Origin of the sequence: Bacillus sp. JJ1773, assembly GCF_036962035.1 — a bacterium.
Lineage (GTDB): Bacteria > Bacillota > Bacilli > Bacillales > Cytobacillaceae > Cytobacillus.
Genome location: NZ_JBALNX010000123.1, coordinates 1 through 11,928 on the forward strand (window position 1 = coordinate 1; position 11,928 = coordinate 11,928).

An 11,928-nucleotide genomic window follows, 5' to 3' on the forward strand; every position below is an offset into this window, starting at 1 on the left:
AGTTATAGTACAATTTAATTACGGAAAATTCATTAAATTGCCAAAATTCGATGAAGTCTATTTAAATAATTTTTTGAAGAGAGGTGAGGGAGCTTTAAAGAAAGATAGATAGATAGAATCTATAGAAAATGCCATTAGGTATATAAAAAAGATAGCAATCAGGAGGGGCACGATGAAATACGAGTTAATTCTAATAAATGGTTTGATTAAAAATGCGAACGATGTGGCATACCGTGCGAATATCTACATAAAGAATGGAAAAATAGAGAGGATCGATAACGAGACAGTGGATATCCAAAATGCGGTTAAAACAGTGGACTTGGATGGCTTGATGGTCCTACCTGGCATGATTGATGCCCATATCCACAGTCGGGAGCCGGGGTTGACGGAAAAAGAAGACTTCTATCATACGACCAAATCAGCCGCTGCTGGAGGCATTACAACGGTGCTGGATATGCCAAATTCTTCACCGCCGGTGCATAATGCAGGGACATTCCGATCTCGGGCCGAGCTTTTTGAAACGAAATCATTTGTAGATTTTGGATTGTGGGGCATCGCCTTGGGCGTGGAAAACATCGACTCCCTTCAGGAATTGGTGGACGAGGGAATTGTAGCCGTCAAATTTTTCTGGGGCTATGCGTTAGAAGAAAATACGTACAAGCTTATCTACAATTACTCAAAAGGGATGAAAGGGGTCATTCCACCACCGGACGAGGGCGAAGTCTTCCAACTGTTTAAAGAAATGGCGGATAAAAATGTGCCGCTTGGCATCCACCTAGAAAACAACACAATCATTTCCACATTAATCTCCGCCCAAAAAGACACATCAAACGATTATGACAAGTTTCTTGAGGTCAGACCGAATTTGACGGAAGCTGTCTCCATTCAAACCGCTACCATGTTTGCAAAAGAAACGGGAACACATCTACATGTTGTCCATATTTCGTCAAAAGAAGGAACGGAGATTGTACGGCAGGCAATAGCTGAGGGTATTCCTGTAACCGCAGAAACTTGTCCACAATATTTATATTTAACCAATGAAGACTATCAGGAGATTGGTACCATGATGAAGGTATATCCGCCAATCCGTAAAAAGGAGGACCAGGAAGCCTTATGGAGAGGAATCAAAGACGGCACCATCTCAACAGTAGGTTCGGACCATGCCCCACATACGCTTGAAGAAAAACAAATTGATAATATTTGGGAAGCTCCGGCAGGATTTGCAGGGGTCCAAACGATATTCCCGTTGATGCTGAATGCTGTCTTGGAAAACAAACTGTCGCTCGATCGGCTGATTGAGACTATGTCTTTAAGTCCAGCCAAACTTTTTGGTCTCCATCCACGCAAAGGTGTTATCCAGGTCGGGGCGGATGCAGACTTTACAATTATCGATTTGAATGGTAAGTCGATAATCCGAAATGAGAATCTGTACAGTAAACATCCGATTTCACCATTTCATGAAGCGGAATTAAAGGGTTCAGTCCGTATGACGGTGGTTCGCGGGAACATTGTGGCAGAAAATGGTCGGGTAATAGGGCAACCGAAAGGAAAACTCATCCGACGCTTGGGATCTTTGGCAAGCCCCGATTATGTAACGCCCTAAATTAATTGATTGGAGCTGATGCTATGCTGACAGCTGATGTTTTTATACAGGCATTGATTAGCGGGCTTTCCAACGGAATTGTCTACGCGTTGATCGCCATTGGATTTACTCTAGTCTTTGGCGTAATGGATATTGTGAACTTTTCACACGGCCATAAAGTAATGCTGAGTATGTTCATTTCGTATTTCCTTTACCAAACGTTTAAACTTGATCCGTTTTTATCTTTGGCGGTTACTATTCCTGCCTTATTTATTATTGGCTTCGTTCTTTACAAACTAATCATTCGTCACCTTGTGGGCAAGCCTCACTCTACCCATATTATTACAACTATCGCTTTATTTATTATCCTTGAAAATCTCATGAATCTTATTTTCGGAGGAGACTTAAGGGGGATCACTACTAGCTATTCAACAGCATCAATTGGACTCGGCACAGTTGCTATCGGTGTAGCTCCATTGTTGGCAGCATCTGTGACTCTCATCGTTGTCATTTCGCTTTATTTATTTTTGCAGAAATCAGATTTTGGAAAAGCCATTCGTGCGTGCTCCCAGAATTTACGAGGAGCACAGATTTCTGGAATTAACACTAAAAAGGTATACATTATTGCGTTTGCAATCAGCGCTGCTCTTGCAGGTTTGGCAGGAACCGTGATGATTCCCTTTAAAATGGTTGACCCTTTTGTAGGGCATGAATTTTTATCTAAATCCTTTGCCATTGTTGTATTGGGTGGGTTAGGAAGTATCTCAGGTGCATTTATCGGTGCCATCTTAATTGGGATAATCCAATCACTATCTACCGTGTTGATTTCAGCCTCTATGGCTAACGCGATTACATTTGCGTTGATCATCGCGGTCATCATTATTAAACCTACCGGCTTAATTAGCTCAGCGAAGGAGGGCTAGCATGCAAAAGAAGAAATTATTCATTGGATTGATCTTTATTGCCGTCATCCTACTGCCCTTCTTTATCAATCAGCATTTAACGGAAGCTGTTACCACGATGTTTTATTTTGCATATCTTGCATTGTGTTGGAACCTAGTGTTTGGGTATACTGGTCAATTCTCTCTCGGACATGTGATATTTTTGGCTATTGGTGCCTATACATCGAGTCTTTTATTCATCAACTTAGGGCTAACACCTTGGCTTGGAATGATTGTTGGTGGAATCTTCTCAGCGATAGTAGGGATGGCATTAAGTGCCGTGGTGTTTAAGTACAAGGTTGGAGGCATCTATTTTGCTTTGCTCACGATGGCAATGATCGAGGTGGTTCGTGGAATCGTCATTAGCTGGGAATTTGTAGGAGGACCAGTGGGGTTAATGTTGCCGATTGCAAATTCATTTATTGACTTTTCATTTGATTCCAAAATACCGTACTATTTTATCGCAGTGGGCTTGCTAATCATGCTTCTTCTCGTTACTTATTTCATTTCACGTTCTAAGTTTGGCTATTTCCTTGAAGCGATCCGGGAAGATGAAGCGGCTGCACAAGCAACTGGAATTAATACCTATAAATATAAAGTGCTGATCATGGGCATTAGTGCTTTTTTTACAGCCATCGGAGGAACGTTTTATGCCCAAATGTTCCAATTTATCTCCCCTGACACTCTTTTGATCTTTGACCCACAGCTAGAAATGATGATTGGAACAATGGTTGGAGGGGCTGGGACAATATTTGGGCCGGTTATTGGTGCCATTACATTTGGCGTTGTTCAAGAATCCTTGAGGATGCTTCCGATTGGTTCGCGGGAAGTAATCATTATCTCGAAAATATTTTATGGACTAATCCTACTCTTTATTATTTTGAAATTACCTAAAGGTTTAATCAGCTTACGCTTTTCGAAATCCAAAAGAATGCCTAATTCCTCTAATCCGGGCAATTCAATTACCAAAATTGGAGATCAGGAAGAGGTGATGAAATGACGGAAAAAATCTTACAGTGTGATCATGTAACCAAAACTTTCGGCGGGCTAGTCGCTGTAAATGAGGTTAGCTTTACTATGAATAAAGGAGAAATCAAAGGCTTGATCGGGCCAAACGGTGCAGGTAAAACCACATTGTTTAATTTGATTAGCGGGGTTTTTAAGCCAAACCAGGGAACCGTCACTCTGTTTGGTGAAAATGTGACTGGTCTTTCCCCGAACCGGATGTGCAAGAAGGGTATAGGTAGAACCTTCCAGATCACAAAGCCTTTCCCTGGGCTAAGCGTCCATAAAACGGTGGCTATCGGTGCTTTAAACCGCACAAATTCGGTAGCAGAGGCAAATGATAAAGCTGATGAAGTTCTCCATTTTGTCGGGTTGTACCACAAAAGGGGGAACTTGGGCTCTAACTTATCCGTTATCGAGAGGAAAAGATTAGAGGTCGCTAGGGCTATAGCGACAGACCCGAGACTCCTCATGCTAGATGAGGTGGTTGCTGGATTAAGTCCTAGCGAAGTGAATGAAATCATCAAACTCATCTTCGAGATTAAAGATAAAGGCATTTCAATCATCATTATTGAACACGTTTTACAGGCGTTAATGAAAGTGTCTGACACGATCGTTGTATTGAACTACGGAAAAAAAATAGCAGAAGGTACCCCAATGGATATTTCAAAAAATGAAGAGGTCATTGAGGCGTATCTAGGGGAGGATTACAAAGTTGCTAACAGTGGATCACATTAATGTGTTTTACGGAGATGTCCAGGCGCTGTATGACATTAGTCTCCAAGTGCAGGATAAACAGATCGTATCCCTTGTTGGGGCAAACGGAGCCGGCAAATCCACCACGCTACGGGCCATTTCTGGTATTGTTCCATGCAACTCTGGCCAAATAACCTTCCTTGGCGATAACATTACCAATGTTGAACCATCCCGTATTGTTGACATGGGGCTAGTACAGGTCCCCGAGGGAAGGGAGTTGTTTCCTCAAATGACTGTACGGGAAAATCTTGAGCTTGGATCGTTTCTGCCAAAACCAAAAGCCAAAAGAGCAGATTCCCTTGAACGGGTGTTTTCGCTTTTCCCAAGGCTAAAAGAGAGGGAAGGCCAGCTGGCAGGGACATTGAGTGGGGGAGAGCAACAAATGGTGGCCATTGGCCGAGGTCTTATGAGCCTACCGAAACTTCTGATGCTTGATGAACCATCACTTGGAATTGCACCGGTCCTTGTGACATCGATTTTTCAGGCTATCCAGGAAATTAATGAAGCTGGCGTAACGATCTTAATTGTAGAGCAAAACATGGTAAAGGCACTGAATATTTCAAGTAATGGGTATGTATTGGAAACCGGAAAAGTAAAATTAACCGGGACTGGACAAGAGCTTCTTAATGATAAAAACACACAGGAAGCGTATTTGGGGATGTAAAAAAGGAGGATATGAATTATGACGGAGGAAAAAAAGAATTCTAGTGATAATAGTTTTGAAAAAGTACTAGCTGAGCCTTTAGACCGTAGAACCTTTTTAAACAAAAGCGTTAAATACGGGATTGGAGGACTAGTTGGGGTTAGTTTATTTGCATCATTCCTAGCAGCCTGTTCCAAGGCTCCAGTTAATTCAGGGGGGACTGACAACAAAGGAGAAATTGTAGTCGCAGCAGTCGTGGCGCTAACTGGACCAAATGCGGCGTGGGGTCAAAAAACTTGGGATGCCTTCCAAATGGCGTGCGACATTATCAATGAAAACGGTGGAATTGAATCTCTTGGGGGGGCTAAGCTGAAGTATATTGTTGGGGATACGGAAAGCAAGCCTGAAATTGCGAGCTCACAAACACAAAGCGTCATAGAAAAAGGGGCAGTTGTGGTAATAGGCTGTAACCAGAGTGCAGCTACGATGATTGCCACGCAAGTATGTGAGCGTCAAAAAGTACCGTTTATTACGGGAAGCGATGTAGACTCTAAAATTACTAGCCGTGGATTCAAATACACATTCATGGTCCCACCAGTACAGGAAGCCTATGCCAATACACTTCTTAACTATGTAAAAGAAATGGGAGAAAAGACTGGACAGAAAGTAAATAAAATTGCAGTTTTGTGTGAGAACTCGACGACCGGACAGGATGCTGCTAAGGCCGCTGAAAAAGTGGGTAAAAATCTTGGATTTGATGTGGTGGATGTTTCCACTTATGATGCCAGCACGACTCCTGAAGTGTCCGGATTTATTTCAAAATATAAAAGTGCAGGAGTAGAACTGGTCATTGGACATAATAAGCCAAATGATGCGATTGAAATTACCCGACAGATGAAACAGTTAAGATATAATCCAATGGCGTATGCTGGAATGCTGGGTGGACATACGAGCGAAGAATATATAAATGTATTGGGTACGGACGCCGACTATGTTTTGGCTACAGCTGGTTGGAACGATGATGTAGACATTCCGGGAATGGAAGAGCTGAAAAAGAAATATACCGATCGGTTTAATGAAAATATGGATGTCCAATCTGCAGCAGGTTTTTCGGTAGCTGCCTTAATCTGGCACGCATTGGAAACGACCAAGTCCAATGATCGCGATAAGCTCCGGGATGCGATAGCAAGCGTCAATATCAAAAGTGGGGACAAAAACTTCCTGCATGTACCGGGTTGTAAGTTTGATAATACTGGCTATAATGAATTGGCTAGTGGAGTTGTCATGCAAATTAAAGATAAACAGAGAAGAACAGTCTATCCATTTGATTTGGCGAAAACAGAATCTGTTTGGCCAAAGCCAGTGTGGTAATGCCCTATGGAACTAACAAGAATGTCTGAATGGGTTTCTTCACTGGACATCCAGGAAATCCCGAAAACGATATTGGATCACGCCAAAGTTACGATAATGGATACCGTGTCAGTTATGATGAGAGGATGCCGTCATCAAGAAATGGAACCTCTTATTAGACAAATTGCAAAAAGCTATCCGGGACACACTTTCGTCCTTGGTACCGATGATACTGTATTACCTGAATGGGCCGCATTTTTAAATGCCACCGGCGGCTCTTTTTTAGAACTGGACGAAGGACAACGTCCTACTGGGCATCCCGCAATCCATGTGATTCCCACAGCTCTTTCTTTTTCTAGTCAATTAAATAAAACCGGTGGTGAGTTCCTAGAGAGTGTGATTGTAGGATATGAAATCCAGAGCCGAATTAGCCGATCGACTTTGTTGAGGTGGGAAATCCATCCGCATGGCAATATGGGTACGCCTGCAGCTGCAGCCACAATAGCTAAGCTCAAGGGAAAAAACAGCCAGCAAATTACAGAAGTGATGAATATCGGAGCCACACTGTCGATGGGGACTTCTTGGACACCTTGTTATGAAGGGGCAACGGTACGAAACACATACGCTGGCGTAAGTGCTCTCATGGCAAATCTTGCAAACATTTTGGCGGAAGCAAAATTTAACGGCCTAGATAATGCGTTTATGGATGTATATAATAATGGGATTCTTGCTAATTGGTTTGATATGGAGGGTTTTACGTCACAGTTAGGTGAAACTTATGCCATTGAGGATAACTACTTTAAGTTTCATGCCTGCTGTGCGTTGAACCACTCCCCGCTAGATGCAGTTACGGAGCTTCTTCAAAAGGAAGATATCCCGTTGGATGCCATCACACAAATCATAGTGGAAGGCAACAAAGGCCATGTGCGTCTAGCTAATGTCCCAGTAAAACAGCGAGAATTGGCATATAAATTTTCCATTCCTTATGCGATTGCGACGTTACTTTATCATAAACACACTAACCTTGAGGCTTTTTCGGAAGAGGGTAATAATCCAGTGATTCAAAGTCTGGCAGAAAAAGTGAAAGTTGTAGAAAACAAACAATATACAAAAGTTTGGCCAGAGCAGTCGAAATCACAGGTTATGGTTATTACAAGTAATGGGAAATTCACAGCAGATTGTTCTAATCCGATTGGCTCAGTTACTAATAGGATGAGCCTAGATACCTTGTATGCCAAAACGGAGGACTTGGTACACCCTTATATTTCTGATATTAATGAATACTTCTCATTGTTTGAGAAATTGGACCAATATGATTCATTACAAAAGTGGATTAAAGACCTAACAACTTTATATAGGAGGTAAATATGCTTTCAAATATTGGTATTCCAGGTTTGATATTGATTTTAGTGATAGCTCTGATTATATTTGGGCCAAAAAAACTACCTGAAATCGGAAATGCATTTGGAAAGACTCTTCATGAGTTTAAACGGGGTACTAAAGAACTTATCAGTGACGAAACAAAAGAAGAAGAGAAAAAGTAAAGGGGCAAGAGAGAATTGCACTTGAGGCAGTTTCTTGTCCTATCCAGGCAGCAAACCATTCTACTTGGAGGATGACTTATGCGAAATGAAACAGTAGAAATGATCCAATCACATCGGTCGATACGAAGATATACGGACCAGCCTATCTCTAAGGAGATTTTACAAAACATATTGACTGCAGCCCAATGGGCCCCTTCCTCGCATAATGTTCAGGCTTATAGCATCATTATAGTGGATGATCATAAAAAGAAACAAAGGCTTTCTGAGATAGCGGGTTCACAGAAGTATGTGGCCGAATGTCCAATATTTTTAGTTTTTTGTGTGGACTTTTTCCGTTTAAAGCAAACTACTGAAATGCATGGTACAGATTTTGCTATAGACGAAGTAGAGAATGTTATAGTAGGGGCGGTGGACACGGCCCTTGCGGCTGAAAACGCATTGCTTGCGGCTCGTTCATTCGGGCTTGGAGGTGTGATGATTGGTGGGATTCGAAATGATCCGTATGGGGTTAGGGAAATTCTGGATATGCCCCCTCTCACAATCCCCCTGATGGGCATGTGCCTTGGATATCCAGACCAAAACCCTTGGCAAAAACCAAGAACCCCCCAGGAGATAGTGATCCATTATAATGCTTATCAGGCAAAGGAGCAAATCCGGGAGGGGTTAGCCACCTATGAAGAAATTTCAGCCGACTATTATAATAGAAGAACTAGCGGGAAACGGACGGACGGTTGGACAAAGCAAATGGCTAGGTATCTGGAGAAGCCCAGAAGGCCACATTTAAAAGAGTTTATTTTAAACCAGGGCTTTAATCTGGAATAGGAGGGATGAATGTGACTAAAATTGCATTGCTTACAACTGGAGGAACAATTGATGGCATCAGCAAAGATAGGTTAGATTTATCGAACTACAGGTCCGGGAAGGCAACCCATTCTATTTTAGATCAGGTGCCAGAGGCTAGCAGCCTAGCTGAAATTCATCATGAGCCTTTTGATCATATCAGCAGCCGCGATATGACCCCCCGTCATTGGGACCTAATCAGGGAAAGGATCCATCATTATGTCCATAATCAGGGTTTTGATGGAGTGGTGGTCACACATGGAACGAACACCATGGAAGAAACTGCTTATTTCCTCCATTTAACCTGCCAAACCGATAAGCCTATTGTCTTGGTTGGATCCCAAAGGCCTCCAGGAGGAATGAGCTCAGATGCCCATTTGAATCTTTTCAATTCTGTCAAACTTGCAGCGAGCCCTGATGCAAAAGGCAGAGGTGTCCTGGTAATGCTGAACGATGAAATCAACAGTGCAAGGGATGTCACGAAAACTAATACATATCGAACAGAAGCTTTTCAATCTGGACAGATGGGATTTTTAGGTTATGTGGATGTGGACGGGAAAGCATGTTTTTACAGGCATCCCACCAAGCGACATACTGTCCAGTCCACCTTTGCTTCGCTCCAAACTGATTCCTTAAAAAGGGTGGATATTATCTTTTCCTACGGAGGTGCAGATGGGGAATTGATTCGCTCGCTTTTGCACACCGACTGTAAAGGAATTGTAATTGCTGGGACAGGTGCGGGCATCTGCACGACTGCAGAATATGAAGCCCTGCAGGAAGCGAGGGAAAAAGGCATTCAAGTTGTCCGAAGCAGCCGAGTTGGCAACGGGCGTGTGGTGCCAATTGCTCAATATGAATCGGACCAGTTTATTGCAGGAGATAATCTAATTCCGCAAAAAGCAAGGATCCTTCTGATGCTAGCATTGGAGATTACAGATTCCCCAAAAGCCATCCAACAGATTTTTAATGAGTATTGAGGAGAGTTTGGGGAAATAAATAGAAAGCTGCCCACAGGCAGCTTTTTCATAACGATAGAGATAAAAATTTAGGAGGAGTAACTACACGAAAAGGGGAAAGATACATGTTTATGGATAAAATGTCCTCGATTGAACATCTAACCGAATTGAGGAAACGGCTGATCTCCGTATTGGTCGTACTTATTATTGCAGCCGGTATCGGCTTTTCTTATTCTGGTGTCATAATTAAATATTTGCAACAGCAAGTGCCATCCTATATTGAGTTAAATGTATTTTCCCCTTCCACGGCTATGGTTTTATATATGAAGGTCGCCTTTTTGTTTGGCTTTATCTTAACCCTTCCATTTTTGATTTACCAGATCTGGAAGTTTGTCAGTCCAGCATTGCACTCCATAGAAAAAAAGCTGGTGCTCCGCTATATTCCTATTGCGCCGCTACTAATGGTCGTGGGCCTATTATTTGGATACTATTGGGTATTTCCACTCATGCTACATTTTATGTCAGTTTTTTCGGCTAAGTTAGGAGTGACGGAAGTATACGGAATCAATGAATACTTCCAAAATATGTTTAATATAGTCGTCCCGTTTGGGGTTTTGTTTGAATTGCCTTTAATGGTAGTGATTCTTACCCATCTGCGAATCCTCAATCCTTACCGCCTAAAAAAGATGCGTAAATTTGCTTATTTTGGTTTTTGCGTGATTTCTATCACCATTACGCCGCCAGATTTCATAAGCGATATCATGATTTGTGTGCCATTAATTGCTTTATATGAAATCAGTTACTTACTATCAAAACTGGTTTACCGAAAACAGATGAATGCCGAAGCACTAGCGGAAGCTTAATTATTAAATCGATACACCCCCCTAAAACAAATAGACAATATAGCATACAGGATGAAAGCAAATTTTGTTTTAGGGACGGTGTCATAATGGGGAAAGATATGGACAATTCTTATACAACAATATCTGAAAAACTAAATAAAATATGATATTTAGCTTTGTCTAGTTTTAATTTTATGAAACAAGGTCAGGAAGTGTATAGCCTAGTTCTTTTTTTACCTAAAACTTCGGCAAAGCATCTACCGCATCCACCAAATCACTATACGAATCCTTCAAATATTTACTGGTTGTCGCGAGATTGCTATGACCTGTGAGTCTTCTCACCTTTTCAATATCATTATTTGTTGCCTTTAACATACACTTACAAAAATGAATGCCGGAACATATGAGGAGTTGATTTCTTTTTTGGCAGACTGTATCCTTCAATCATTGTCTGAATCCCAGGACCGTAAACTTTGGCGATCGCTGACTGTAAAAAACATACGAAGAATCTGTGACATGTAGCTTTTTCTTTGCCATCTCTGCTCTATAGCTTAGCCAGTCTTGTATTTCTGCAAGAGGCGTATTCGAAATGGGTACCGTTCGGACTTTCATGCCTTTTCCTACAATTCTAAAACGCTTTAAATCTAAATCAATATCCGTTAGTTTTAAATTCGAAAGCTCATCCACGCGTAGGCCGGCATAAGTAAACTACTAAATAATTGCCGGGTCTCTCCGATACTTTTCCTCCGGATTTACTTCTCTACTATTGCCGGGTTTTCTCTGCTTTCTCTTCCACCCATTGAAATGATCGACAGCTACATAATGAAGAAATCATGTTTGTCAAATCCGTGAAGGAAACCTCTAAACCGACACTGAAGTAGGAAATGCTTCAAGTACTTTAAACGGGACTTTAGAATATAAGTTGCTAAAAATACCTCGATATTCCGGGAATACTAGGTCCAATTGAGACTGTAATTGTAGCTTTGTTTTGGGATGAGACGCTCGAAATGGCTTCCTGTTGTCTGTTAAATTCCTCAAATTTAATAGCTGAACTCCTCTTTTTTATATGAGGTGCTAACTCTATTTTATAGAACAGTTCACACAGTTGTTACGAATCTACGGGGTCTGTCTTTACTTTTCTTAAATTGGTGCTTCGTGAACGGTGAGAAACCAGAGGGTTCACCATAATATACACATATTCATGGTCATCCAAAAACTGCACGACTGGGGAATGATAAGGGCCAGCTGATTCTAAGATAATCGAAGGGTTTATACCACCTGCTGATCTCGTAACTTCTTCCATGTAATCTAATTAGGTATCTAATCCATCCACAGAGTATGCTTAACACTAAAGCTATTGCGGTACGGTTTTGCTTTATATAAAAAGGCTTGTACCTGACTTTCACCTTTTGCAACATCCAGACCAATAACTGGATTCATGAGTTATCTACTCCTTTTGTAGTGGATTG

Annotated in this window: 12 protein-coding genes and 1 pseudogene; 11 read left to right on the forward strand and 2 right to left on the reverse strand. The window is 41.7% G+C overall.

Features of this window, described 5'->3' with window-relative positions:
• Positions 1-172: 172 nt before the first annotated feature.
• The 11 genes from allB (at position 173) to tatC (ending at position 10,480) form a co-directional block, all read left to right on the forward strand.
• Positions 173-1,603 (forward strand): allantoinase AllB, encoded by a 1,431-nt coding sequence (allB, locus tag V7127_RS24595; protein WP_335490753.1) that lies wholly within the window; start codon positions 173-175, stop codon positions 1,601-1,603.
• Positions 1,604-1,626: 23 nt separating this feature from the next.
• Positions 1,627-2,505, forward strand: coding sequence for a branched-chain amino acid ABC transporter permease (locus tag V7127_RS24600; RefSeq protein WP_335490756.1), 879 nt, complete (start codon positions 1,627-1,629; stop codon positions 2,503-2,505).
• 1 nt (position 2,506) lies between these two features.
• Entirely contained in the window at positions 2,507-3,523 is a 1,017-nt protein-coding gene (locus V7127_RS24605; RefSeq protein ID WP_335490759.1) for a branched-chain amino acid ABC transporter permease, read from the forward strand.
• Positions 3,520-4,266, forward strand: coding sequence for an ABC transporter ATP-binding protein (locus V7127_RS24610; protein WP_335490762.1), 747 nt, complete (start codon positions 3,520-3,522; stop codon positions 4,264-4,266). The genes V7127_RS24605 and V7127_RS24610 overlap by 4 nt, the downstream gene beginning before the upstream one ends.
• Positions 4,253-4,948, forward strand: coding sequence for an ABC transporter ATP-binding protein (locus V7127_RS24615; RefSeq protein ID WP_438824059.1), 696 nt, complete (start codon positions 4,253-4,255; stop codon positions 4,946-4,948). The genes V7127_RS24610 and V7127_RS24615 overlap by 14 nt, the downstream gene beginning before the upstream one ends.
• Positions 4,949-4,966: 18 nt before the next feature.
• Positions 4,967-6,298 carry an ABC transporter substrate-binding protein gene (locus V7127_RS24620; protein ID WP_335490767.1) on the forward strand — a complete coding sequence of 444 codons (1,332 nt, stop codon included), beginning with the start codon at positions 4,967-4,969 and terminating at the stop codon, positions 6,296-6,298.
• A gap of 6 nt (positions 6,299-6,304) precedes the next feature.
• A complete protein-coding gene (locus V7127_RS24625) occupies positions 6,305-7,642 on the forward strand; it encodes an MmgE/PrpD family protein (protein ID WP_335490770.1) in 1,338 nt (445 codons plus the stop codon).
• Positions 7,643-7,644: 2 nt separating this feature from the next.
• Positions 7,645-7,821 (forward strand): twin-arginine translocase TatA/TatE family subunit, encoded by a 177-nt coding sequence (tatA, locus tag V7127_RS24630; protein ID WP_335490773.1) that lies wholly within the window; start codon positions 7,645-7,647, stop codon positions 7,819-7,821.
• Positions 7,822-7,899: 78 nt separating this feature from the next.
• Complete coding sequence (gene nfsA / locus V7127_RS24635) at positions 7,900-8,643, forward strand: oxygen-insensitive NADPH nitroreductase (protein ID WP_335490776.1); 744 nt, start codon at positions 7,900-7,902, stop codon at positions 8,641-8,643.
• Between the two features lie 11 nt (positions 8,644-8,654).
• Complete coding sequence (locus V7127_RS24640) at positions 8,655-9,638, forward strand: asparaginase (protein ID WP_335490778.1); 984 nt, start codon at positions 8,655-8,657, stop codon at positions 9,636-9,638.
• Between the two features lie 110 nt (positions 9,639-9,748).
• Positions 9,749-10,480, forward strand: coding sequence for a twin-arginine translocase subunit TatC (gene tatC / locus V7127_RS24645; RefSeq protein WP_335490781.1), 732 nt, complete (start codon positions 9,749-9,751; stop codon positions 10,478-10,480).
• A 216-nt stretch (positions 10,481-10,696) separates the two neighbouring features.
• Here tatC and V7127_RS24650 read toward each other — a convergent pair.
• Together V7127_RS24650 and V7127_RS24655 are read right to left on the reverse strand one after the other, a co-directional pair.
• Positions 10,697-11,236 (reverse strand): annotated as a pseudogene (locus V7127_RS24650) (tyrosine-type recombinase/integrase); the annotation flags it as partial.
• Positions 11,237-11,567: 331 nt separating this feature from the next.
• The gene (locus tag V7127_RS24655; protein WP_335490783.1) at positions 11,568-11,762 is read right to left on the reverse strand and encodes an IS110 family transposase; all 195 of its coding nucleotides are present in this window, start codon (positions 11,760-11,762) and stop codon (positions 11,568-11,570) included.
• Positions 11,763-11,928 lie beyond the last annotated feature (166 nt).